The 22,423-nt window shown below is 69.8% G+C and carries 23 protein-coding genes, 1 tRNA gene and 2 pseudogenes; 8 read left to right on the forward strand and 18 right to left on the reverse strand.

Translation table 11 applies throughout. The features are described 5' to 3' along the window. Nucleotides 1–20: 20 nt before the first annotated feature. From AC5Y6X_RS18980 to AC5Y6X_RS18995, 4 genes are all read right to left on the reverse strand, one after another. A complete protein-coding gene (locus AC5Y6X_RS18980; RefSeq protein ID WP_499988353.1) occupies nucleotides 21–845 on the reverse strand; it encodes an SCO1664 family protein in 825 nt (274 codons plus the stop codon). Further along, nucleotides 829–1,416: a DUF3090 domain-containing protein gene (locus tag AC5Y6X_RS18985; RefSeq protein WP_499988354.1), complete on the reverse strand. Its 588-nt coding sequence runs from the start codon at nucleotides 1,414–1,416 to the stop codon at nucleotides 829–831. Before AC5Y6X_RS18985 ends, AC5Y6X_RS18980 begins: the two co-directional genes overlap by 17 nt. Nucleotides 1,417–1,480: 64 nt before the next feature. After that, nucleotides 1,481–2,212, reverse strand: a complete 732-nt coding sequence (locus tag AC5Y6X_RS18990) for a histidine phosphatase family protein (protein ID WP_499988355.1) — start codon at nucleotides 2,210–2,212, stop codon at nucleotides 1,481–1,483. A 45-nt stretch (nucleotides 2,213–2,257) separates the two neighbouring features. Continuing rightward, a complete protein-coding gene (locus tag AC5Y6X_RS18995; protein ID WP_499988357.1) occupies nucleotides 2,258–2,560 on the reverse strand; it encodes a hypothetical protein in 303 nt (100 codons plus the stop codon). 108 nt (nucleotides 2,561–2,668) lie between these two features. Here AC5Y6X_RS18995 and AC5Y6X_RS19000 point away from each other — a divergent pair, with 108 nt between their 5' ends. The 3 genes from AC5Y6X_RS19000 to AC5Y6X_RS19010 are packed head-to-tail and all read left to right on the forward strand — an operon-like array spanning nucleotide 2,669 to nucleotide 5,081. Continuing rightward, a complete protein-coding gene (locus AC5Y6X_RS19000) occupies nucleotides 2,669–3,730 on the forward strand; it encodes an SMP-30/gluconolactonase/LRE family protein (protein WP_499988358.1) in 1,062 nt (353 codons plus the stop codon). 47 nt (nucleotides 3,731–3,777) lie between these two features. Next, a complete protein-coding gene (locus AC5Y6X_RS19005) occupies nucleotides 3,778–3,999 on the forward strand; it encodes a DUF5703 family protein (RefSeq protein WP_499988439.1) in 222 nt (73 codons plus the stop codon). After that, entirely contained in the window at nucleotides 3,999–5,081 is a 1,083-nt protein-coding gene (locus AC5Y6X_RS19010; protein WP_499988360.1) for a quinone-dependent dihydroorotate dehydrogenase, read from the forward strand. The genes AC5Y6X_RS19005 and AC5Y6X_RS19010 overlap by 1 nt, the downstream gene beginning before the upstream one ends. Nucleotides 5,082–5,230: 149 nt before the next feature. Here the strand turns inward: AC5Y6X_RS19010 and AC5Y6X_RS19015 are convergent, their stop codons facing one another. Together AC5Y6X_RS19015 and AC5Y6X_RS19020 are read right to left on the reverse strand one after the other, a co-directional pair. Then, nucleotides 5,231–5,761 (reverse strand): YbhB/YbcL family Raf kinase inhibitor-like protein, encoded by a 531-nt coding sequence (locus tag AC5Y6X_RS19015; RefSeq protein WP_499988362.1) that lies wholly within the window; start codon nucleotides 5,759–5,761, stop codon nucleotides 5,231–5,233. Between the two features lie 37 nt (nucleotides 5,762–5,798). Continuing rightward, the gene (locus AC5Y6X_RS19020; RefSeq protein ID WP_499988364.1) at nucleotides 5,799–7,136 is read right to left on the reverse strand and encodes a M20/M25/M40 family metallo-hydrolase; all 1,338 of its coding nucleotides are present in this window, start codon (nucleotides 7,134–7,136) and stop codon (nucleotides 5,799–5,801) included. Between the two features lie 116 nt (nucleotides 7,137–7,252). Between AC5Y6X_RS19020 and AC5Y6X_RS19025 the strand changes: the two genes are divergently transcribed. The 5 genes and pseudogenes from AC5Y6X_RS19025 to AC5Y6X_RS19045 form a co-directional block, all read left to right on the forward strand. Next, nucleotides 7,253–7,338: transfer RNA gene (locus AC5Y6X_RS19025), tRNA-Leu, on the forward strand. Nucleotides 7,339–7,557: 219 nt separating this feature from the next. Then, nucleotides 7,558–8,817 (forward strand): ATP-binding protein, encoded by a 1,260-nt coding sequence (locus tag AC5Y6X_RS19030; RefSeq protein ID WP_499988366.1) that lies wholly within the window; start codon nucleotides 7,558–7,560, stop codon nucleotides 8,815–8,817. 94 nt (nucleotides 8,818–8,911) lie between these two features. After that, nucleotides 8,912–9,360, forward strand: a pseudogene (locus AC5Y6X_RS19035) (type II toxin-antitoxin system Phd/YefM family antitoxin). 3 nt (nucleotides 9,361–9,363) lie between these two features. Continuing rightward, nucleotides 9,364–9,798, forward strand: coding sequence for a type II toxin-antitoxin system VapC family toxin (locus AC5Y6X_RS19040; protein ID WP_499988367.1), 435 nt, complete (start codon nucleotides 9,364–9,366; stop codon nucleotides 9,796–9,798). 104 nt (nucleotides 9,799–9,902) lie between these two features. Then, nucleotides 9,903–10,589: pseudogene (locus AC5Y6X_RS19045) on the forward strand (phosphoribosyltransferase); the annotation flags it as partial. 3 nt (nucleotides 10,590–10,592) lie between these two features. On the opposite strand, the gene AC5Y6X_RS19050 reads toward AC5Y6X_RS19045, so the two are convergent. The 12 genes from AC5Y6X_RS19050 to murD form a co-directional block, all read right to left on the reverse strand. Beyond that, nucleotides 10,593–10,883 carry a hypothetical protein gene (locus AC5Y6X_RS19050; RefSeq protein ID WP_499988368.1) on the reverse strand — a complete coding sequence of 97 codons (291 nt, stop codon included), beginning with the start codon at nucleotides 10,881–10,883 and terminating at the stop codon, nucleotides 10,593–10,595. A gap of 47 nt (nucleotides 10,884–10,930) precedes the next feature. Continuing rightward, nucleotides 10,931–11,719, reverse strand: a complete 789-nt coding sequence (wag31, locus tag AC5Y6X_RS19055; protein ID WP_499988369.1) for a DivIVA-like cell division protein Wag31 — start codon at nucleotides 11,717–11,719, stop codon at nucleotides 10,931–10,933. 226 nt (nucleotides 11,720–11,945) lie between these two features. Beyond that, nucleotides 11,946–12,236: a YggT family protein gene (locus AC5Y6X_RS19060; RefSeq protein WP_324678710.1), complete on the reverse strand. Its 291-nt coding sequence runs from the start codon at nucleotides 12,234–12,236 to the stop codon at nucleotides 11,946–11,948. Between the two features lie 175 nt (nucleotides 12,237–12,411). Then, nucleotides 12,412–13,065 (reverse strand): cell division protein SepF, encoded by a 654-nt coding sequence (locus tag AC5Y6X_RS19065; protein WP_499988371.1) that lies wholly within the window; start codon nucleotides 13,063–13,065, stop codon nucleotides 12,412–12,414. A 68-nt stretch (nucleotides 13,066–13,133) separates the two neighbouring features. Continuing rightward, nucleotides 13,134–13,919, reverse strand: a complete 786-nt coding sequence (locus AC5Y6X_RS19070; RefSeq protein ID WP_499988372.1) for a YggS family pyridoxal phosphate-dependent enzyme — start codon at nucleotides 13,917–13,919, stop codon at nucleotides 13,134–13,136. A 5-nt stretch (nucleotides 13,920–13,924) separates the two neighbouring features. Further along, the gene (gene pgeF / locus AC5Y6X_RS19075; protein WP_499988440.1) at nucleotides 13,925–14,641 is read right to left on the reverse strand and encodes a peptidoglycan editing factor PgeF; all 717 of its coding nucleotides are present in this window, start codon (nucleotides 14,639–14,641) and stop codon (nucleotides 13,925–13,927) included. A gap of 92 nt (nucleotides 14,642–14,733) precedes the next feature. Continuing rightward, nucleotides 14,734–15,885 (reverse strand): cell division protein FtsZ, encoded by a 1,152-nt coding sequence (gene ftsZ, locus AC5Y6X_RS19080; protein ID WP_324679196.1) that lies wholly within the window; start codon nucleotides 15,883–15,885, stop codon nucleotides 14,734–14,736. A 186-nt stretch (nucleotides 15,886–16,071) separates the two neighbouring features. Then, the gene (locus tag AC5Y6X_RS19085; protein ID WP_499988374.1) at nucleotides 16,072–17,010 is read right to left on the reverse strand and encodes a cell division protein FtsQ/DivIB; all 939 of its coding nucleotides are present in this window, start codon (nucleotides 17,008–17,010) and stop codon (nucleotides 16,072–16,074) included. Further along, on the reverse strand, nucleotides 17,007–18,452 hold the full coding sequence (gene murC / locus AC5Y6X_RS19090; RefSeq protein WP_499988441.1) for a UDP-N-acetylmuramate--L-alanine ligase: 1,446 nt from the start codon (nucleotides 18,450–18,452) through the stop codon (nucleotides 17,007–17,009). The genes AC5Y6X_RS19085 and murC overlap by 4 nt, the downstream gene beginning before the upstream one ends. A gap of 50 nt (nucleotides 18,453–18,502) precedes the next feature. Beyond that, complete coding sequence (gene murG, locus AC5Y6X_RS19095) at nucleotides 18,503–19,693, reverse strand: undecaprenyldiphospho-muramoylpentapeptide beta-N-acetylglucosaminyltransferase (protein ID WP_499988375.1); 1,191 nt, start codon at nucleotides 19,691–19,693, stop codon at nucleotides 18,503–18,505. Further along, the gene (gene ftsW, locus AC5Y6X_RS19100) at nucleotides 19,690–21,333 is read right to left on the reverse strand and encodes a putative lipid II flippase FtsW (RefSeq protein WP_499988376.1); all 1,644 of its coding nucleotides are present in this window, start codon (nucleotides 21,331–21,333) and stop codon (nucleotides 19,690–19,692) included. Before ftsW ends, murG begins: the two co-directional genes overlap by 4 nt. A 6-nt stretch (nucleotides 21,334–21,339) precedes the next feature. Further along, a partial coding sequence (gene murD / locus AC5Y6X_RS19105; protein ID WP_499988378.1) for a UDP-N-acetylmuramoyl-L-alanine--D-glutamate ligase occupies nucleotides 21,340–22,423 on the reverse strand: 1,084 nt, incomplete at its 5' end.

Genomic DNA, 22,423 nt, shown 5'->3' on the forward strand with positions numbered 1-22,423 from the left:
TGCCGACGGCGGCGCCCGCCTCAGAACGCCGGCCAGGGAATGGGGCGATGCCGGTTCGGTTCGGGCATCACCGGGTTTTCCAGCAGCGCGTGGATGCGCCTGCGCAGCGCCGCGATCTCGGTCCGGGTGATCTGTTCGCTCAGCTCGTCGCCGAACGAGCCGCACAGGGCCTCGTCGAGCCCGGCCACCGCCTCCAGCGTCTCCTGGTCCAGCGGCTTGCCCGCCCAGCCCCACAACACGGTGCGCAGCTTGTTCTCGACGTGCAGGCACACGCCGTGGTCCACCCCGTAGACGTGGCCCTCGAGGTCGCGCAGGACGTGGCCGCCCTTGCGGTCCGCGTTGTTGATCAGCACGTCGAACACCGCCATCCGCCACAACCGGATGTCGTCGGCGTGCATCAGGATGACCTCGTCGCCGGCGTAGTCGTAGGCGCGCAGCACCGGCAGGTAACCCGGCTCGAGTCTGTCGGCGGGGAACAAGTCGACCAGGTCGTGCCGGGGCGCGGGGGGCGAGTCCACCGCGTCGCCGGCCTGCTCGACCCACAGCTGCAGCATGCCCGGGCCCGCCGGCCCGTGCCGAATGATGGTGTAGGGCACGATGTTCCAGCCCAGTTGCGTGGCTATCAGGTACGCGGCGAGTTCGCGGCCGGCCAGCGTCCCGTCCGGGAAATCCCAGAGCGGCGCCTCACCGGCGATCGGCTTGTAGACGCAGTGCACGCTGCGCTCACCCAGCGTCGACTCGCACAGGAAGGTGGCGTTGCTGGCCGAGCGGATGCGTCCGAGGACCGTCAGCTCGCCGTCCCGCAACGCCTCACGTTCGTCATGCTCGCTATTCCGCGGGTTCATCGTCAGGCCCGAGCAGCGCGCTGCGCTTATAGCCGTTGGTGCGCGCGCAGATGTGGCCGTCCGGGTCCAACGGCTCGTCGCACAGCGGGCACGGCGGACGTCCCGCCGAGATCACCCGATTGGAGCGGGTCGCGAACTGCCGCGCCGACTCCGGCGTCAGGAACACCCGGACGGCGTCGGGCCCCTCTTCGGTGTCGTCGAGCACCACCGAGGCGTCGAACTCGGCGTCGGTGACGGCAAGCAGCTCGACCACCACGGTCTGCGCCTCCGAATCCCAGCCCAAGCCCATGGTCCCGACCCGAAATTCGGCATCGACGGGAGTGATCAGCGGGTTGAGGTCGTCGACCTCGGCGGGCTCCGGCGGAACCGGCGTGCCGAACCGGCGATTCACCTCCAGCAGCAGCGCTCCGATGCGCTCGGCGAGCACCGCCACCTGTTGCTTCTCCAACACCACCGACACGACCCGCGAATCGCCCACCGCCTGGATGTAGAAGGTGCGGTTTCCGGGCTGGCCAACGGTCCCGGCCACGAAGCGGTCGGGCGTGCGGAAGACGTGAATTGCGCGGGCCATGGCACTTCTAAAATACCGGCAGTTGCCGCCGCGATGCGATCCCGATTCGGCAGTCGCAACCGAACTAGTCGGTGGAGCCGCCGACCACCGCGTCGCTCGACGGCACTTCGCCGGCACCATCGCCCTGGGACTCATCGTGCTGGGATTGATCCTTCTGGGGCGGCGCGGCGCGCAACGCGGCGGCCAACCGCGCCCCAGTGTGGTTGACGTGCAAGACGAACGGGCGCAGCGGCGTGTAACACACCACGCTCACCGAACCCGGGTCGGCGGTGACGCGCTGGAACCCGTCCAGGTGCATGCCGTAGGCGTCGGCGATCACCGCCTTGATGACGTCGCCGTGGGTGCACGCCACCCACAGCGCATCGCCGCCGTGCTGATCGGCAAGCCGCTTGTCGTGCTCGCGAACGGCGGCCACCGCCCGCGCCTGCACCTGGGCCAGCCCCTCACCGCCGGGGAACACCGCCGCGCTGGGGTGGGCCTGAACCACCCCCCACAACGTCTCCTTCGTCAGGTCGCCGATTTTGCGGCCCGTCCATTCCCCGTAGTCCACCTCGGCGAGCCGCTCCTCGACGAGCGGCTCGAGGCACAACGATTCGGCCAGCGGCTCGACGGTGCGCCGGCAGCGCAGCAGCGGCGACGTCAGCACCGCCCGGATCGGCAGGTCGCCGAGGCGGTCGATCAGCCCGGCGGCTTGCTCGCGGCCCTTGTCGTCGAGGTCGACGCCCTCGGACCGGCCCGCCAGAATGCCGGCGGTGTTCGAGGTGGAACGGCCATGGCGTAACAGGATGACGGTCATGTCAGGACGACCGTACCCGGTGCGCTTGACCGCGACCGGATGCGACTAGCGCGCGACCGGCACCGCGTGCGCGACCGAGTCGCGCACCGCCGCGGTCAGGCTCCGCTCGTCGGTGAGGTCGATGTCGAACAGGCTGCGGACCGCCCTCGCGACCACGTCCTCGGCCAGCGGAACCGGCCCGGAAAGCCGCGGCCGGTAAACTTCTACGACGAGCGAACGGTGCTCGATATGGAAGGAGAAACTGCGCCCATCACCAACTTGTCCGTACCCGCTGGCAAAAATTCCTGTCGAAATGTCTTCGACAGCAAACGTTTTGTCTGCGGTATGCCGGTCGACGATGACGGTCATATCGCGACCATACCTCTCCAGAACGACGCGATGTGTGCAACATGGCCATATTGGATGCGAAACCGTTTCCTAAAATTTGGGCTCCCTACACCCTCCGAAGGTTGATTGTTGCTGTCACGGCGTAGCTGCTTGAAACGATCAGGTCAGCACTATTTTTTTGGCCTCACGCTTTTGCTGGTACTGGTCGCCGGTTGCTCGTCGAACCCGCTTTCATCCGGAAACCCGCCGACGATCGAGCCGGCCCGGGCCGCCGCGTCGCCGCCGGCGTCGACGAATCCGGCCGGTGTGGTGCGGGCGCTGGCCGGTCAGGCCCAGGCCGCCGTCGTCGACGGCGACACTCACCTGCTGGCGGTGCTGGCCCCCGGCGGCGATCCGGCGGCGCCCGCCGTCGTCACGGTGATCGGCGCGGCACAGCTCCCGCCGCGCGCGATCGCGCTGCCGGGCCCGGCGACCGCCCTGACCGGCGACGGCCACGGCACCGTCTACCTGGCGACCCGCGGCGGCTACTTCGTGGTCGATCTGACCGCCGGGCGCACCGCACGGGTGAACGTCGCCGCGGCGCAGCGGGCCGAATTCACCGCGATCGCGCGCCGCGCCGACGGCAAGCTGGTGTTGGGCAGCGCCGACGGCGCCGTCTACATCCTGGCCGCCCCGGGCGGCGGGGACACCGCGACGGTCGAGGGCCGGGACAAGATTTTCGCTCGCGTCGATTCCCTTGTGACACAGGGCAATACGACGGTGGTTCTCGACCGGGGGCAGACCTCGGTGACCACGATCGGCGCCGACGGCCATCCCGAACAGGCGCTGCGGGCCGGCCAGGGCGCGACGACCCTCGCCGCCGATCGGCTGGGCCGCGTCCTGGTCGCCGACACTCGCGGCGGCGAACTGCTGGTCTACGGTGTCGACCCGCTGATCCTGCGTCAGGCCTACCCGGTGCGGCAGTCCCCCTACGGCCTGGCCGGATCGGGTGCGCTGGCCTGGGTGTCCCAAACCGCGTCCAACATGGTCATTGGTTACGATCTGTCAACCGGAATCCCCGTCGAAAGGGTGCGATACCCCACCGTGCAGCAACCCAACTCGCTGGCCTTTGACGAAGCGTCGGACACCCTGTACGTGGTATCGGGGTCGGGTGCGGGCGTGCAGATCATCGAGCGCGCGGGGGCCGCGTGACGCGCGCGCAACGGTGGGGCCGGCTGCCGGCGGGCTGGGACACGGAGATGTCCGACGAGTACGAGTGGATACCGTTACGTCTGCCGCCCGAGGTGACCCGGCTCAGCGCGTCCACCCGGTTGTCCATCGAGGCCGAATATCGCGGCTGGGAGCTGACCCGGGTGCGGCTCTATACCGACGGCAGTAGGCGAGTTCTGTTGCGCCGCAAGAAGTCTCGTCTGGACGGCGCCGGCTCCGCGGGCCGGCGGCCCGACCAGCCGGAACTGTGATGTACCGGCTCACCCGCCGGCTGTTGTTCCTGTTCCCCCCCGAGCGCATCCACACGCTGGTCTTCGCCGCACTGCGCGCCGGCACGGCAGTCGGCTTGATGCGGCACTTGCTGCGCCGGCTGCTGGGGCCGACCGACCCGGTGCTGGCCAGCACGGTGTTCGGGGTTCGCTTTCCCGGCCCGCTCGGCCTGGCCGCCGGGTTCGACAAGGACGGCCGGGGTCTGCAGACCTGGGGTGCGATGGGCTTCGGGTACGCCGAGGTCGGCACCGTCACCGCCCACCCGCAGCCCGGCAACCCGGCCCCGCGCCTGTTCCGGCTGCCCGCCGACCGGGCGCTGCTGAACCGGATGGGGTTCAACAACCTCGGCGCCGGGCCGCTGGCGATGCGGCTGGCCCGGCACCGCCCCGAGGTGCCGATCGGGGTCAACATCGGCAAGACCAGGGCGACCCCGGCCGCCGTCGCCGTCGAGGACTACCGGACGAGCGCCCGGCTGGTCGGCCCGCTGGCGTCGTATCTGGTGGTCAATGTCAGCTCACCGAACACGCCGGGGCTGCGCGACCTGCAGGCCGTCGTGTCGCTGCGGCCCATCCTGGCGGGCGTCCTCGCCGAGACGTCGACCCCGGTGCTGGTGAAGATCGCACCCGACGTCTCCGATTCCGACATCGATGAGATCGCCGACCTGGCAGTCGAATTGGGCCTGGCCGGCATCGTGGCCACCAACACCACGGTGTCGCGCGACGGCCTGCTCACCCCGGGCGTCGACGAGCTGGGCCCCGGCGGCATCTCGGGCCCGCCGCTCGCGCGCCGCGCGGTCGAGGTGCTGTGCCGGCTCTACGCGCGCGTCGGCGACCGCCTGGCGCTGATCAGCGTCGGCGGCATCGAGACCGCCGACGACGCGTGGGAGCGGATCACCGCGGGCGCGTCGCTGCTGCAGGGCTATACCGGCTTCATCTACGGCGGGGGCTTGTGGCCCAAGCACATTCACGACGGCATCGCCCGACGGCTGCACGACGGCGGGTTCGCCTCGCTCGCCGATGCGGTCGGCTCGGCGGCGGCCAAACCCGACGGGTCGCCGGGCTAGGTCTCAAGCCGCCCCTTCTTCGTCGTAGGAGTGGTCGACCTTCGCCAGCACGTGTCGGCACGGCTGCGCTAAGTGAAGTCAACCGGCTTCGTTGACTTCACTTCGGCCTATCGGCCGGTAGCGATATTGGGCTCCCGGGCGGTGGATCCTTATGCCTGTTCGTAGGTGCCGTAGATGTAGGCCCGCGCGATGGCGTGCTGGAACAGGTTGAACCCCAGGAAGGCCGGGCTGGCGTCCTCGCGGAGGTCGAGCTTGTCGACGTCGACGGCGTGCACGGCAACGTAGTAGCGGTGCGCCCCGTGGCCGGGAGGCGGCGCCGCACCGACGTAGCGACGCATTCCCGCGTCGTTGACCAATTGCAGCGCGCCGCCGGGCAGTTCGCCGCCGTTACCCGCGTCCTCGGGCAGCTCGGTGACGTCGGCGGGCAGGTTGGCCACCGCCCAGTGCCAGAACCCGGACAGCGTCGGGGCGTCGGGGTCGTAGACGGTGACCGCGAAGCTGCGGGTCTCGTCGGGGAACCCCGACCAGCTCAGCTGCGGGCTGACGTCTTGTCCCCCGGCGCCCATGATCCCGCTGATCTGCGGCGTGCCGAGGGGCTGGCCGTTGGTGATCGAATTCGACTTCAGGGTGAACAGCGGCAGCTTGGGCAGGGCGTCGTACGGGTCGGTCGGCGAGCTCATGGACGATCCTCTCGTGACTTCTAGCTATTCGTGACTTCTAGCAATGTGTCAGGAAGCGGGCCAGCACGTCGGTGCCGAACCGCAACGCGTCGATGGGTACCCGCTCGTCGACGCCGTGGAACAACGAAGAGAAGTCTAAATCCGGCGGCAGGCGCAGCGGGCTGAAGCCGAAACAGCGAATGCCCAAGCGCGCGAAGGATTTCGCGTCGGTGCCACCCGACAGCATGTAGGGCACCGTCCGGCCGTCCGGATCGACGGCCAGCACCGCCGCGTTCATGGCGTCGACCAGGTCCCCGTCGAAGCCGGTCTGATACGCCGGCAGGTCCCTGATCCACTCGCGGGTCACGTCGGGGCCGATCAACTCGTCGATTTCCGCCTCGAACGCCGCCTGCCGGCCGGGCAGCACGCGACAGTCGACGACCGCTTCGGCCGTCGCCGGGACGACGTTGGCCTTGTACCCGGCCTTGAGCATCGTCGGGTTGGCGGTGTCGCGCAGCACCGCATTGAGCATGCGGGCCATCGGGCCGAGCTTTTCCACCGTTCCTTCCAGGTCGGGCGAATCGGTGTCGAACGTGAGGCCGGTTTCCTCGGCGAGCGCGGTCAGGAACTCGACCACCGGCTCGGTGAGCACGAGCGGAAACCGGTGGCGGCCCACCCGCGCGACCGCCTCGGCCAGGGTGGTGACCGCGTTCTGGTCGTTCACCATCGAGCCGTGTCCCGCCTTGCCCCGGGCGGTGAGCCGCATCCATTGGATGCCCTTCTCGGCCGTCTCGATCAGGTACAGGCGCCGATCACCGCCGCCGGCCCGCGGCACCGTCAGGGAAAACCCGCCGACCTCGCCGATCGCCTCGGTGACGCCGTCGAACAGGTCGGGCCGGTTGTCGACCAGCCACCGCGCGCCGTACTGACCGCCGTGCTCTTCGTCGGCGACGAACGCGAACACCAGGTCGCGCGGCGGCACGATGCCGGCCCGCTTCAGGTGGCGGGCGACCACGATCATCATGCCGACCATGTCCTTCATGTCGACCGCGCCGCGGCCCCAGACATAGCCGTCCTCGACCGCCCCCGAGAACGGGTGCACGCTCCATTCGGCCGGTTCGGCCGGCACCACGTCGAGATGCCCGTGGATCAGCAGCGCGCCACGGGAGCGGTCGGCGCCCTCGAGGCGGGTGAACACGTTGCCCCGGCCGGGCGCCCCGGATTCGAGGTATTCGGTCTGGTAGCCGGCATCCGCGAGCTGCTCGGCGACCCACCGCGCGCATTCCGCCTCGCCCCGCGTGGTCTCCGGGTCGCCGGTGTTGGTGGTGTCGAACCGGATCAACCTGCTCACGACTTCGACGACATCGTCGCTGGCGTCGCTGGCGTCACCGGTCACAACCCCCTTTCCTACCACTGCCCCGGCCCACGGGCGCGGCGCGAGGCCCGGAGCTGGGTTGGGCGCGCGTCGACGAATCCGATAGCCTTAGCTGCCAGCCCATGCGGTTTGGTCTTGTCCGAGTGGCGGAATGGCAGACGCGCTAGCTTGAGGTGCTAGTGCCCTACTAATGGGCGTGGGGGTTCAAGTCCCCCCTCGGACACTCTAGTTTGATCGACTAACCGTTGGCCGGCTTGAGCCGGCCGAGCTGTCGTCCAAGTGCGCACTCAATCGACGATCGGCAGCCGGCAGATCCACGCGCTACTCTGCGGCAGATCCGCGCGCTACTCTGCGGCAGATCCACGCGTAAGATAGCGGCAGATCCACGCGTAAGATAGCGGCAGATCCACGCGCGGCAGGGACACGACAGCGGGGAGCGTAGGTGCAGACCATATTGGGCCCGGCATTGCCCAGACATGCCCAGGCCGCAGTGTGCGCGGCGCTGGAGGACACCCGAGTGGTGCTCGTCAATGGTGCACGCCAAAGCGGCAAGAGCACCCTGGTTCGCCTTGTCGCGAAGGACCGCAACGCCGAATGGCGTGACCTCGATACCGCCTTGGCTCGGAACGCGGCCCTTGAGGACCCGGACGGCTTTGTCGATCAGCCCGGTTCGATGGTAATCGACGAGGTTCAACGAGCACCCGGTCTGCTGCTAGCGATTAAGGCGCGGGTGGATGCCGACCCCACCCCCGGACGCTTCCTGCTGACCGGATCGGCACGCGTGCTCGGCATGCGATCCCTACCCGACACTCTGGTGGGTCGAATGGAGACTATCGAGCTCTGGCCGTTTTCCCAAGGCGAGATCGACCGGGCCCCTGACGGATTCATCGACGCCGTGTTCACCCAGGGTGATCAGCTGCGTCACAGTTCCACGGTTTCACGGGCGGAATACGCCGAACGGGTTGTCCGAGGGGGCTTTCCGGAGGCAGTCGCACGAACCACCGACCGCCGCCGACGCAGCTTCTTCGACTCCTACGTCGGCGACCTCATCGCGCGCGACGTACAGCAATTGTCAGAGATCGAACGAACAACCGAGTTGCGCGCGCTTGTCCAAATGCTGGCCGCTCGATCGGGGCAGTTAGTGTCCATCGCCGCGTTGAGCAACGAACTCGGCCTCGGAGCCACTACCGTAAGAAAGTATCTCGCACTGCTCGAAGAGGTCTTTCTCGTCAAGCGAGTACCTGCATGGTCGCGCAACATCAGTACCCGAGCTACCACAACTCCCAAGCTCGCGTTCGTCGATTCAGGTATCGCCGCACACCAAATCGGCGCGGACACTCGCAGTATCCTGCGGCCAACTGGTCAGTTCGGACCGCTCCTCGAGGGATTCGTCCTGATGGAACTGGCACGCCAGCTGACCTGGTCCGAAGAGGAGGTCGCGCTCTTCCATTACCGGACCAGAGATCAGGTGGAGGTCGACGCCGTGCTCGAGAATCGACGTGGCGATGTCGTGGGAATCGAGGTCAAGGCAGCTTCCACCGTCGGACCCGACGACTTCCGCGGCCTACGGCACCTCGCCCAGCGGGTCGGCGACAACTTCCGGGCTGGCATCGTCCTACACACTGGTCCGCAGGCGCTTCCGTTTGGATCAAAATTGCTCGCCCTACCGGTAAGCGCGCTATGGATGACACCGGCGGCTTGACTGCGCACGGCCGTAACGAGGGGGTAGCTGGGCGCCCTATTTCAACGCGTTCATCACCGGCGACGGCAAACACCTTCCGCTGCAACACCTTCGGATGCAGCTTGGACGAAAGGCGACCAGCCACAATGACATCGACCGGCTCGGGCGTCGCCAGCACCGCGGACGAATCGGTGTACCGGCCCCGTCGCCTCCAGCTTGCGCAGGTCAATCTCTCAGGTCGTCATTGCCACACTCAGTACTGACATGTACAAATCGCGATTCAGTGAATGTACATTTCAGGATGTGGAAGTATCCGTGACCGAGTTGCGCGCACACCTCAGCGATTGGCTCGATCGAGCCCGGGCCGGTGGTGACGTCGTCATCACCGACCGCGGGATTCCGGTCGCGCGACTCACTGCGCTGGACAGCGCAGGCACCTTGGAGCGTCTCACAGCCCAAGGCGTGATTGGCAAGGCCACCGCGCAGCGGCCCGTCGCTGCGGGACGGTCCCGGCCCCGACCGCGGCGGCCGGTGTCTGACCGGATCAGCGACCAGCGGCGCTGACCGGTGCCGCTCGTCTACTTCGACGCCAGCGCCTTCGTCAAACTTCTCACCACCGAGACAGGGAGCTCGCTGGCATCCGCGCTATGGGACGGCTGCGACGCCGCGTTGTCCAGCCGCCTTGCCTACCCCGAAGTCCGCGCCGCGCTCGCCGCGGCAGCCCGCAATCACGATCTAACTGAATCCCAGCTCACCGAAGCCGAGCGTGACTGGGAGGACTTCTGGGCCGCGACCCGCCCAGTCGAACTCACGGCGACGGTTGAACGGCACGCCGGCCACCTCGCCCGAGCCCATGCCTTACCCGGAGCCGACGCAGTCCATCTGGCCAGCGCGTTGGCAGTCGGTGACTCCGGCCTGATCGTCGCCGTTTGGGACCGGCGCCTGCACGCCGGAGCCCAAGCCGCCGGGTGCCAAGTCGCCCCCGCCCACCTCGACCCCTAGCCCGTGTCGCGGGCACCCGGTCTCGTTCGCGCACAACGCGATCCAGCGACCACTTCTTCGAGCTTGCGGGCACACGTAGGCTGGGTGCAGGCCGACAGCCGGGAGTGCAGACGATGAACCCACCTGGTGGCTTTCTCCGGCGGACAACGACGCGGATTTTCCGCGACCGCCGCGAAGCCGGCCGCGCGCTCGCCGCGGAGCTGACGGCCTACCGCGGCAAGGACAACGTGCTGGTCCTGGGGCTGGCGCGCGGCGGCGTCCCGGTCGCCTGGGAGATCGCTTCGGCGCTGGGGGCCGAGCTGGACGTGTTCCTGGTCCGCAAGCTCGGGGTGCCGCGCTGGTCCGAGCTGGCGATGGGCGCGTTGGCCAGCGGCGGCGGCGTGGTGATGAACGACAACGTGATTTCCAGCCTGCACATCACCGACGAGCAGGTGCGCGAGGTGATCGACAGCGAGACGGCCGAGCTCACCCGCCGCGAGCAGGCGTACCGGGGTGGACGCCCGCTGGCCGATCCGGAGGGCAAGATCGTGATCCTGGTGGACGACGGCATCGCCACCGGCGCCAGCATGATGGCGGCGGTCCGGGCGATACGGGCCGCCAAGCCGCGATCGATCGTCGTCGCGGTCCCGGTGGGGCCGGAGTCGGTCTGCCAGGAGCTGGCGCGCGAGGCCGACGACGTGGTGTGCGCGACGATGCCGCCCGCGTTCGAGGCCGTCGGGCAGGTCTACAGCGACTTTCATCAGGTCAGCGACGACGAGGTGCGCGAGCTGCTCGCGACGCCGACGGGCTGACTCCTACTGGGCCGATTCGTCGTTCGCCTTGGTGACGGCATCCTCCGCCGACTCGTCGGCGGCTTCCTCCGGGTAGTCGACGTACTCGCCGGTCTCGGCGGTCTCGGCTTCGGCGCTGGCTTCCTCGCCCGCGTCACGGTGCTGGCGCTCTCGCAACGCGTCGATGATCAGCAGCACCACGCCCACGACGCTGGCGGCGATGCACACCCAGGCCACCAGCTCGTTGCTGGTGACCACGGCGAACACCAGCGCAACGAGCCCGATCAGGGCCAGTACCAGCGCAATGATCAGCATCGGTAATCCTTCGGCAACGGGCGAGACCGCCCGGCGCGGTTGATGGGCTAGTTACTACCCCGATTGAACTGGTCGAACCCCCCGGCGTCCGCGCTGGAGTCGACGGGCGCCGCCGACCCGCGCTGGCCGAGCTCCTCGAGCTGGGATTCCAGGTAGGTCTTGAGTCGGGTGCGGTATTCGCGTTCGAACGTGCGCAGCTGCTCGAGCCGGCCTTCCAGCACCGTGCGCTGCTGGTTGATGGTGCCCATGATCTCGGAGTGCTTGCGCTCCGCGTCGGCCTGCAGGGCGTCGGCCTTCTCCTGGGCCTGGCGCAACTGCGCCTCGGAGCGGGTCTGGGCGTCGGCCAGCATGGCGTCGGCGCGCTGCCGGGCCTCGGCGACCGTGGACTCGGCGGTGCTGCGGGCCTCGCTGAGGATCTGGTCGGCGTTGGCGCGGGCGTCGGCCAGCATCTTGTCCGACTCGGCCTTGGCGGTGCTGGTGAGCCGGTCCGCGGTGTCCTGGGCCAGGCTCAGCACCCGAGCGGCCTTGATGGCCTGCTCCTCGTTGGTTCCCGCCGACGCTGCCGCGGGCGCCGGCTTGGCGGGCTCGGGTTCGGGGACAGGAATCGCCTGAGTGGCCTGAGCAGCGACGGAGGGGCCGGCACCGCCTGCGGCGGCCAGTTCCCGGTCGAGCTCCTCGATCCGCTGGCGCAGATCGGAGTTCTCTTCGATGAGCCGCGTCAGCTCGTTCTCCACCAGGTCGAGGAAGGCGTCGACCTCGTCCTCGTTGTAACCGCGCTTGCCGATTGGCGGCTTACTGAACGCCACATTGTGAACGTCGGCTGGTGTAAGCGGCATTGTTGTCCCCTCAAGTTCCTGTCAAACGTTCTGGAAAGTGTAGAACGGAGTGGTAGCCGTTGTGCAACTGCCGTCCATCCTGTCACACCAGAACCGGCGGTTGCCGATTAGGCCAATAAATAAGAACCAATTTCAAACACTAAGAGCTACAAAATCCCAATCCTTAAAGTTTTTGAATTGCGCGCATCAAACCGACGCCGAACCGTGGCCGAACCGTCGCCGAGGCTCACGCCGCCGCACTGAACGCCAGTTGCATGCCGATGAACGCGACCAGCAGCAGCACCATGATGGACAGATCGAAGCGCACCGCCCCGATGGTGAGCTGCGGGATCAGCCTGCGCAGCAGCTTCACCGGCGGATCGGTGATCGACATGATGATCTCCAGGATCACCACGGTGATGCCGGTGGGACGCCAGTCGCGGCTGAACGAGCGGATGAACTCGACGACGACCCGCGCGATGAGCAGCAGCCAGAAGATGAACAGCGCAAACCCAAGGATCTGAAAGAACAGCACCAACGAGAGCCCGACCTTACCGAGGAACCTAACCGAAGAGTCAATCGCCGCACGCTAGCGCGGCAATCGCCAGCGTACCGACTGCGCGCGCGGCCACACATCAAGTGTGGGCCGCATCGCAGCGTGGGGGTCGGCGCCCGGCCCGCCATCCCGGCGGGCCAAGCGAGGCCAAACGACGCTATTGGTAAGCGTAGAAGCCGGTTTCGGCGATCCGGCGACGCTCCTCGGGGGTCACGTCGACGTCGGCGGGCGACAGCAGGAACACCTTGGTCGCGACCTTGTCGAACGAGCCCCGCAGCGCGAAGGCCAGGCCGGCCGCGAAGTCGACCAGCCGCTTGGCGTCGGCGTTGTCCATCGACACCAGGTCCATGATGACCGGGGTGCCGTCCCGGAACCGCTCGCCGATGGTGCGGGCCTCGCTGTAGTCCTTGGGACGCAGCGTGGTGATCTTCGACAGCGGGTGGCCCTCTTCGAACATCATCGCCATGCGGCGGGGGTCCATCGCCAGCGCGCCGCGGGTGGAGCTGCGCAGCCACGACCCAAGCCGCGGCCTGCTCATCTCGGGCCGCTCGAAATCACGGGGGTGGACCGGGCTGTAGCGCGGCTCGTCGCCGTAGCCGCCGCGATACCCGCCGGGCGGCGGGTAGTCCGCCTCGCCGCGCGGGTCGTCGTAGTCGCGCCCGTCGTAGCGGCCTTCCAAACGGCCGTAGCCGTCGTCGAAGCGGGGGCGCGGGAAGCCGCGGGACGGGGCGCGGTCGTCGTAGTACTCGTCGTCGTAGTCGTCCATCGGGGCCATACCGAAGTAGGCCTTGACTTTGTGCAGTGTGCTCATTGCGTGTGACCCCTTCTAGCCCCTGGGAGTATTGGTGTCCGTGATGAAGATGTGACTACAGTGACTACTCACGGTGACGGTAGCCTCCGCGGACCCAATAGCGCGGTACCGACACGCACACACGTCGAACCATGTTTGACGGCAATTTCCAGATCCGCGGACATGCCGGCCGACAGTCCGACCGCGTCGGGGTGCGATTCGAGCACCCGGCGGTGCTCCGATCGCAGCCGGTCAAAGGCGTCGTCGGGGTCCCAGTCCAGCGGCGGAATGCCCATCAACCCGAGCAGCTGCAGGGATTTCGCGTCCGCAACCTTGGCGCAAACCTCCTCGACGGCCCCGGGCTTTGCCACGTCGACGCCGCCGCGGGACGGGTCGCCGTCGAGGCTGACCTGAACGTAGACGCGCAGCGGGTTCGCGCGCTCTCCCGCGGCCAGGGCGGCCGCCACCGCCCGGTCCAGGGCGCTCACCAGCCGCACGCTGTCCACCGAGTGGGCGGTGTGCGCCCAGCGGGCCAGCGCGCGGGCCTTCTTCCGCTGAATCTGGCCGACCATGTGCCAGTTCACTTCCCGCCAATCCGCGCGTGGGGACGCCTGTGACAACCGCGCGAGTTCGGCCACCTTTGCCGCGGCTTCCTGTTCCCGCGATTCGCCGACTGAGCGACAACCCAATCGAGACAAAATCGCAACATCGGTTGCTGGAAAGAATTTGGTAATCGGAAGAAGTTCAATTTCGCCGACATTGCGACCCACCGCTTCCGCGGCCGCGGCAAGTCGCGAACGCACCGCCGCCAACGCATGAGTCAATTCCGATTCGCGGTTTCCCCGACTCCCCTCGACTGGCACGTCCACCGCCATGGCGGTCAGTCCATCCAGACCAGCGACGCCAGCCGCCCGGTCGGTGCGCCCCGGCGATGGCTGAACAGGGTCGGGTCGTCCACCGTGCAGCGCGGATCGATGTCGATCGACGTGACACCCAAATCCCGCAGCTGGCAAGCGATTCCGGCCCGAAGGTCGAGCCCGGGGGTTCCGGCCGCGGTCGTGGTGCGGCTGCCCGGCAGCGCGGCCTCGACCTCGTCGGCCATCCCCGCGGGCACCTCGTAGTTGCGGCCGCTGACCGCCGGACCGAGCAGGGCCGAGGTGTCGCCCGGGTGCGCGCCGAGGCGCCGCATGGTCTCCACCGCGCGGGTAACCACCCCCCGCTGGGCGCCGACGCGACCGGCGTGCACCGCGGCGACGACGCCGGCGCGCGCGTCGGCGAGCAACACCGGCACGCAGTCGGCGGTCACCACCGCCAGCGCCAGCCGGCGCGTGCCGGTCACCAACGCGTCCGTGCCCACCCCGCCGCCGACGGCGGCTCTCTGCGGCCCGTCGACCACCTCGACCCGATCCCCGTGCACCTGGTTCATCCACACCACCCGGTCGGCATCGAGTCCGATGGCGGCGGCCAGTCGCTTGCGGTTGGCGGCCACCGCCGCCGGGTCGTCACCGACATGGTCGCCGAGGTTGAAGGTGTCGAACGGCGCCACCGAGACACCACCCGCGCGGGTGGTGGTCACCCGCCGGATGCGAACGCTCACGCAGTCCAGTATCCGGATGCCGTTGCCCGCCAGGCGCCAGCGACGTTCGGCCGCGGCCAGTTTGTCGCGGACTGGCAAGCAAATCGAGACCCTCAGCGGCGCATGAAGGGCGGCACGTCGACGTCGTCGTCATCGCCGCCGATGCTCAGCGTCGAGCCGTTGGTATGCACCGGCACGCTGACGGCGTCGACGGGCTCGAACAGCGTCGAGCTGAGCTTGCCGGACTTGGCCGACTCGATCCGGTGCGCGCCGCCCTTCTCCCCCGCGGCGCCGCCGAGGAGGGGCTTGCGGCCGGGGCCGGCCGCGTCGAAGCCGGCCGCGATGACGGTGACGCGCACCTCGTCGCCCAGCGAGTCGTCGATGACCGTGCCGAAGATGATGTTGGCGTCCTGGTGGGCGGCGTCCTGCACCAGCGAGGCCGCCTCGTTGATCTCGAACAGGCCCAGGTCGCTGCCGCCGGCGATCGACATCAGCACGCCCTGCGCGCCCTCCATCGACGCCTCCAGCAGCGGCGAGTTGATGGCGATCTCGGCGGCCTTGAGCGAACGGCCTTCGCCCCGGGCCGATCCGATGCCCATCAGCGCCGTTCCCGCACCGGACATGATGCCCTTGACGTCGGCGAAGTCGACGTTGATCAGCCCCGGCGTGGTGATCAGGTCGGTGATGCCCTGTACGCCGTTGAGCAGCACCTCGTCGGCGCTGCGGAACGCGTCCATCAGGGACACCGCGGCGTCGCCCATCTGCAGCAGCCGGTCGTTGGGGATCACGATGAGGGTGTCGCAGCACTCCCGCAGCGCGTTGATGCCGCTTTCGGCCTGGTTGCCGCGCCGTTTGCCCTCGAACGAGAACGGCCGGGTGACCACGCCGACGGTCAGCGCGCCCAGCTTGCGGGCGATGCTGGCGACGACGGGCGCCCCGCCGGTGCCGGTGCCGCCGCCCTCGCCGGCGGTGACGAACACCATGTCCGCCCCGCGCAGCAGCTCCTCGATCTCGTCCTTGGCGTCCTCGGCGGCCCTGCGCCCCACCTCGGGATCCGCGCCGGCGCCCAGCCCGCGGGTGGAGTCGCGGCCGACGTCGAGCTTGACATCGGCATCGCTCATCAACAGCGCCTGCGCGTCGGTGTTGATCGCGATGAATTCCACGCCCTTGAGGCCCTGTTCGATCATCCGGTTGACGGCGTTGACGCCGCCGCCACCGATACCCACGACCTTGATGACGGCCAGGTAGTTGTGCGGGGGGGTCATCATTCGTCTTCCTCCCTGGTGGGCTCGTTCCCCGGTGGTGGGGGCGGTCCTGCCTGGCAAACTCTCAACCTCAACCAGAGAGTTAGAGTTATGTCAAGTAGTTCCGCGCAACCAGAACGGTATGGGTACGACGGGCCCTAATCTCGCAGGCGCGCCGATGCGCGGCGCGCAAATTTTTCTGGCGCCCTATTTGACCGTCGGCAGGTCGGGGCTGGACACGTCGTAGGTCTTTCCGGGCTGGGTCAGCAGCGCGGCCAGCTTCTCGGCCTTCTCGTCGGTGCGGTCGGTGGTCCCCCAGATCACCACTCGCCCGTCGCCCAGCGTCAGGGTGATCGAGGCCACCGAGGGCGCCGCGATCCGGCCGACCTGGCCCGCGACCTCGGGGCGCAGCGCCAGCAGCACCTGCAGCGCGGCCTTGGTCGCCGGGTCGGCGGGCCCGGGGTCGGCGACGTCGAGGTAGGGCAGCGCCGGCGGTGGCGGGCCGGTCGCGAAGTCCACGCCGTCGCGGTCGAACAGGTGCGGGCCGTCCGGAAAATCCTTCACCGCCACGGGAACTCGCTCGACGATGGTGATCCGCAGCGCCGACGGGTACTGGCGCTGCACCCGCGCGCTGGCCACCCGGCGGATCGCCGCGACCCGGTCGGCGACCTGGTTGGTGTTGATCTGCAGCAGCGGCGTCCCCGGCCGCACCCGCGCGGCGTCCAGGACCTCCTCGCGGGTCACCACCGAAAGCCCGGTGACGACGATGTTGCGCGCCGACATGGCGGGCGTGAAATAGAGGATCAGCCCGAGCCCGACGCCGACGATCGCTATCACCACCGTCGCCAACAGCATCTTCAGGCCCCGAACGACGCCCCGCGCAACGGGTTTGGGCTGGTTGACGAGGCGCCCGCTGGCCCGGCGCTTGGCCTCCCGGCGGGCCTCCTCGATCGCGCGGGCGCGGGCCTGCGCGGCGCGGCGCTCGGCCCGTTCGCGGCGGGCACGCCGGCGCGGCCCCTCGAATTCGGGTTCGTCCGGCCGGGATTGACCGTCTTGCGCCGGCAGCGGTTCGGTGATGGCGCTGTCGGCGGGGCCGGCGGGTTCGGCGTCCAGGTCGGCCGGCGGGGCGTCGTTGGGGTCGCTCATCGCAACTCCTCCGGATGCCCGGGCGTGGCGCGGTTGGCCCGCGCCCGCAGCGCGGTGACGATCTCCGGCCCGAGCAGGGTCACGTCGCCGGCGCCCATCGTGACGATGACGTCGCCCGGGCCGGCGGCCTCGGCGACCTCCCGGGCCACCGCCGAGAAGTCGGCGAGGTAGCGCACCGGCGCGCTGACGTGCTCGGCGACGCTGGCCCCGCTGACACCGGCGAGCGGTTGTTCGCGTGCCCCGTAGACGTCGAGGACGAACACCTCGTCGGCGGCATCCAGCGCGCGACCGAACTCCGCGGCGAAAGCCTTTGTCCGCGAATACAAGTGGGGCTGAAACACCACCAGCGAGCGACCGTCGCCGCTCTGCTCGAGGACGGTCCGGACCGCCGCCAGCGTCGCGCTGATCTCCGTCGGATGGTGGGCGTAGTCGTCGAACACCCGCACCGATCCCGCGCCGACCCCGGAAGTGCCGACCAGTTCGAACCGGCGGCGCACGCCCTCGAAGCCGGCCAGCCCGTCGAGCACGTCGTCGGCGGGGGCGCCGATCTCGATCGCCGCCAGCAGCGCGCCCAGCGCGTTGAGCGCCATGTGCCTGCCCGGCACCAGCAGCCGCATCACGCGCGGGTGCGGTTCGCCGGCCAACTGGATGTGCGCGACGGCCCCGGTGCCCTGCTGTTCCCACGACAGCAGCGTGCCGGCCAGGTCGCGGTCCGGCTGCCCTGGCGACCCTTGAGACCCGTAGCGCAGCACCCGAATCCCCAGCTCGGCGGTGCGCTCGGCCAGCGCCGCCGCCCCGGGGTCGTCGGTGCACACCACCAGCGCTCCCCCGGGGGCGAGCCGCTCCACGAAGGCGTCGAACACCCCGACGTAGGCGTCGGCGCTGCCGTAGAAGTCCAGGTGGTCGGTCTCGATGTTGGTGACCACCGCGACGTTGGGCGTGTACTCCAGCAGCGAGCCGTCGCTCTCGTCGGCCTCGGCGACGAAGAAGTCGCCGCTGCCGTGGTGGGCGTTGGTGCCGGCCTCGCCGAGGTCCCCGCCGACCGCGAACGACGGGTCGAGCCCGCAGTGCTGCAGGACCACGATCAGCATCGAGGTTGTCGTGGTCTTGCCGTGGGTGCCGGTGACCATCAGCGTGGTGCGCCCGTCCATCAGCCTGGCCAGCACCGCCGGCCGCAGCACCACCGGAATGCCGCGGCGCCGGGCCTCGACGAGCTCGGGGTTGGTCTTCGGGATGGCGGCGTGGGTGGTGATCACCGCGGTGGCGCCGCCGGGCAGCAGATCCAGCGACGACGCGTCGTGGCCGATCCGGATCAGCGCGCCGCGGGCCCGCAGCGCGTGGATGCCGCGCGATTCCTTGGCGTCGGACCCGGATACCAGCCCGCCCCGGTCCAGCAGGATGCGGGCGACGCCGGACATTCCCGCGCCCCCGATGCCCACCATGTGCACCCGCTGCAGCTCGGGCGGCAACTGCGGCGGCGACTGCGGCGTGCTCACCGCCGGCCTCCCGGCGCGCGGCGGGCTTGCCGCGCGACGTCCAGCGCGGCCCGGGCCACCCGCAGCGCCGCATCCGGATGCCCCACCCGGGCGGCCGCCGCGGTCATCGCCGCCAACCGCGGCGGGTCGGTGAGCAGCCCGGTCACCTCCCGGGCGACCAGGGCCGGCGTGAGGTCCGCGTCGGCGACCACCAGGCCGCCGCCGGCGTCGACCACCGGCAGCGCGTTGAGCCGCTGCTCGCCGTTGCCGATCGGCAGCGGCACGTAGATGGCCGGCAGGCCCACCGCCGACACCTCGGCGACGGTCATCGCCCCGGACCGGCAGATCACCAGGTCGGCGGCGGAGTAGGCCAGGTCCATCCGGTCCAGGTACGGCACCGCCACGTAGGGCGGATCGCCCGGCTCGGGCGTGCGCAGCTCGAGGGTGTTCTTCGGGCCGTGCGCGTGCAGCACCGATACGCCCGCCGCGGCCAGCTCCGCGGCGGCGCCGGAGACCGCCCGGTTGAGCGAGACCGCGCCCTGGGATCCGCCGAACACCAGCAGCACCCGCGCGTCGTCGGCGAAGCCGAAGTGCTCGCGCGCCTCCGCCCGCAGCGCCGCGCGATCCAACGCGGTGATCGCCGCGCGGACCGGCACGCCCACCACCTCGGCGCGGCGCAGGCCGGAGTCTGGCACCGCGGACAGCACCCGGTCGGCGCCGCGCACGCCGACGCGATTGGCCAGCCCGGCGCGGGCGTTGGCCTCGTGGATCACCACCGGGATGCGGCGCCGCAGCCCGGGCACGCCGCGGGCGGCGAGGTAGGCCGGCAGCGCCACGTAGCCGCCGAAGCCGACCACGACGTCGGCGTCGACGGCGTCGAGCACCGCGCGGGTCTCCCGGACGGCGCGCCACACCCGCGTCGGCAGCCGCGCCAGGTCGCCCGTCGGCTTGCGCGGCAGCGGCACCGGCGTGATCAGCTCCAGGTGGTAGCCGCGCTGGGGCACCAGCCTGGTCTCCAGGCCGCGCGCCGTGCCCAGCGCGGTGATCCGGACCTGGGGATCCAGCGCGGACAGCGCGTCGGCGACGGCCATCGCGGGCTCGACATGCCCCGCGGTGCCACCGCCGGCCAGCACCACCGACAAAGCGGCGCCGGCGGGCGAGGAATTTTCCCCCCGCCCGCCGGTCGCCCTCCTGACCGTGTGGTTCACCCGTAACGCTGACCTTCCAATGCGCGAGCGCGCCGCGGTTGACGCTGGCCGGCGCCCCGACTGGTGCGCTGGCCAGATCCATGATGCCCTGCGCCGCGGGCAGGGCGGGCGGCCGTGCGCGGGAACGCCGGCCGCAGCGGCGGCTCGGCGTTGCGGGAGGCCTTGCGCGCGGGCGCCGGGGCGGGCTTGCGGCCCGCGGGGCCCGGCTGCGGACGGGTCCGCTTGCGGTCGCGGAACGCCTCGATGCGGCTGGGCACATACGGCTGAGGCAGCGGCAAGCGCAGCAGCCGGTTCATCTTGTCGTCGCGGCCGGCGCGCAGCGCGGCGACCGCCTCCGGTTCGTGCCGCGCCGCGTTGGCCATGATGCCGATCATGAAAAGCGTTGCGGCCGTGGATGTTCCACCGGCGGATATGAGCGGCAGCTGAATGCCGGTGACGGGCAGTATCCCGATCACATAGCCGATGTTGATGAACGCCTGGCCGATGATCCACATGGTCGTGGTGGCGGTCAGCAGCCGCAGGAACGGGTCGGCCGAGCGGCGCGCGATCCGCATTCCCGTATAGGCGAACAGCCCGAACAGCGCCAGCAGCGCGAACGCCCCGACGAAGCCGAGTTCCTCGCCGATGATGGCGAAAATGAAGTCGTTGTGCGCGTTGGGCAGGTAGTTCCACTTCGCGACGCCCTGGCCCAGGCCGTCGCCGAAGACGCCGCCGTGGGCCAGCGCGAACTTCGCCTGCCGGGCCTGATAGCCGGTGTCCTGCGGGTCGGTTTCGGGGTTGATCCAGGACCGCACCCGCTCGGAGCGATAGCCGGCGGACATCGCCAGGATCGCGCCGGCGACAAAGACGGCGGCCAGCGACGTGACGAAGACCCGCAGCGGCAGCCCGACGTACCACAGCAGGGCCAGCAGGATGATGCCCAGCGACACCGTCTGGCCGAGGTCGGGCTGGGCCACGATCAGCGCCAGCGCGATGACCGCCGCGGGCACCAACGGGATCAGCATCTCCCGCAACGACGCCCGCTCCAGCCGGCGGGCCGCCAGCAGGTGCGCGCCCCAGATCGCAAACGCGATCTTCGCCAGCTCGGACGGCTGCATGGAAAAGCCTGCGACCACGAACCACTTGCGAGAACCGTTGGCCAGGTTGCCGATTCCCGGCACGAGCACCAGCACCAGCAAGATGATGGTGACGAGATAGCCGGTGAACGCGACGCTGCGCAGGAAGCGCACCGACATCCGCATCGCCACATACGCCCCGACGACCCCGATGACCGTCCACAAAACCTGCTTGCCGAAGATCACCCAGGCCGACCCGTCGGCGCCGTAGGACCGCACCCCGGACGCGGACAGCACCATGATCAGCCCGAGCGTCGTCAGCAACCCGGCGACCGCGATGATCAGATGAAACGAGGTCATCGGCCGGCCCAGCCAGGCGCCGAACCGGTTGCCGAACCAGGTGCGACGGCCGCCGTCCGGGGCCGTGACCTTGTGCTTGTTCTTGGGTTTGTCGGTGGCGGCGTCGCCGGGCGCGTCGGCGTCCGTCGCGGCATCCGGTTCTTCGGCCTCGCCCTGCGCGGCCGGAGTTTCGTCCTGTCCCCGGCGCTTGTCCTGACGCAGGAGCCGGGTCAGCGCGTTACGCATACCCGCCTACCGGATCGCCGCGCGCACGGCGGCCGCGAAGGCGTCGCCACGGTCGGCGTAACCGGTGAACTGGTCGAACGACGCTCCGGCCGGCGCCAGCAGCACCGTGTCGCCGGGCTTTGCCAAGTCGCGGGCCGCGGCCACCGCCGCGGTCATGACGCGATTGCCGAGACCTTCGCCCGAATGTCTCACTTCTGTCACATTTGCCCCAGGAATCACAGCAGTCGCATGCATATCAGCATCCTCGCCTGTAACAACCTGGACGACGGGGACATCCGGCGCGTGTCGCGATAACGCCTCTGCAACCTTGTGGCGATCGCGGCCGATGAGCACCGCCCCGACCAGCCGCGATGCGATCCTGGCGACCTCGGCGTCGACGGACGCGCCCTTCAGCAGGCCACCGGCCACCCACACCACCCGCGGGTAGGCCAGCACGGACGCCTCGGCGGCGTGCGGATTGGTGGCCTTGGAGTCGTCGACGTAGGTGATCCCGTCGGCGACGGCCACCACCTCGGCGCGATGCCGGCCCACCCGGAACGAGGCGATCGCGGCCGCGATCGCCTCGCCGGGCACCCCGACGCTGCGGGCCAGCGCCGCCGCGGCCAGGGCGTCGAGGACGCCGACCGGGCCCGGCACCGGTATCGACTCGGCCGGCAACAGCGTCAGGTCGTCGGCGAAGGCGCGGTCGACCAGCTGCCCGGCGCGCACGCCGAGCTCGCCGGGCGCGGGTTCGCCCAGCCGAAAGCCGACCCGCACCGGCGCCGCCGCGGTGTCCAGCAGCGCGGCGGCCCGGCGGTCGTCCAGCCCGACGATCGCGACCCGGCCGCCCAGCACCCGGGCCTTGGCCGCGGTGTAGTGGGCCAGCGTGGAATGCCAGTCCAGGTGGTCTTCGGCGATGTTGAGCACCGCGCCGGCCTCGGGCCGCAGCGACGGCGCCCAGTGCAGCTGGAAGCTGGACAGCTCGACGGCCAGCAGCTCGGCGGGCTGGGCGAGCAGGTCCAGCACCGGGCTGCCGATGTTGCCGCACAGCAGGCTGCGCCGCCCCGCCGCCGTCAGCATGGCCTGCAGCATCGACGTCGTCGTGGTCTTG

The organism is Mycobacterium sp. NGS26, from assembly GCF_059813025.1.

Coding starts and splice junctions, on each gene's coding strand:
- AC5Y6X_RS19065 (WP_499988371.1), bottom strand. CDS start 13,065: ATGAGCACACTGCACAAAGTCAAGGCCTACTTCGGTATGGCCCCGATG.
- AC5Y6X_RS19005 (WP_499988439.1), top strand. CDS start 3,778: ATGTCCGACGAGTACGAGTGGATACCGTTACGTCTGCCGCCCGAGGTG.
- AC5Y6X_RS19015 (WP_499988362.1), bottom strand. CDS start 5,761: ATGAGCTCGCCGACCGACCCGTACGACGCCCTGCCCAAGCTGCCGCTG.
- AC5Y6X_RS18980 (WP_499988353.1), bottom strand. CDS start 845: ATGAACCCGCGGAATAGCGAGCATGACGAACGTGAGGCGTTGCGGGAC.
- wag31 (WP_499988369.1), bottom strand. CDS start 11,719: ATGCCGCTTACACCAGCCGACGTTCACAATGTGGCGTTCAGTAAGCCG.
- ftsZ (WP_324679196.1), bottom strand. CDS start 15,885: ATGACCCCCCCGCACAACTACCTGGCCGTCATCAAGGTCGTGGGTATC.
- AC5Y6X_RS18990 (WP_499988355.1), bottom strand. CDS start 2,212: ATGACCGTCATCCTGTTACGCCATGGCCGTTCCACCTCGAACACCGCC.
- ftsW (WP_499988376.1), bottom strand. CDS start 21,333: ATGCGTAACGCGCTGACCCGGCTCCTGCGTCAGGACAAGCGCCGGGGA.
- AC5Y6X_RS18985 (WP_499988354.1), bottom strand. CDS start 1,416: ATGGCCCGCGCAATTCACGTCTTCCGCACGCCCGACCGCTTCGTGGCC.
- AC5Y6X_RS19050 (WP_499988368.1), bottom strand. CDS start 10,883: ATGCTGATCATTGCGCTGGTACTGGCCCTGATCGGGCTCGTTGCGCTG.
- AC5Y6X_RS19070 (WP_499988372.1), bottom strand. CDS start 13,919: ATGGCGGTGGACGTGCCAGTCGAGGGGAGTCGGGGAAACCGCGAATCG.
- AC5Y6X_RS19010 (WP_499988360.1), top strand. CDS start 3,999: ATGTACCGGCTCACCCGCCGGCTGTTGTTCCTGTTCCCCCCCGAGCGC.
- AC5Y6X_RS18995 (WP_499988357.1), bottom strand. CDS start 2,560: ATGACCGTCATCGTCGACCGGCATACCGCAGACAAAACGTTTGCTGTC.
- murC (WP_499988441.1), bottom strand. CDS start 18,452: ATGGTGGGCATCGGGGGCGCGGGAATGTCCGGCGTCGCCCGCATCCTG.
- AC5Y6X_RS19085 (WP_499988374.1), bottom strand. CDS start 17,010: ATGAGCGACCCCAACGACGCCCCGCCGGCCGACCTGGACGCCGAACCC.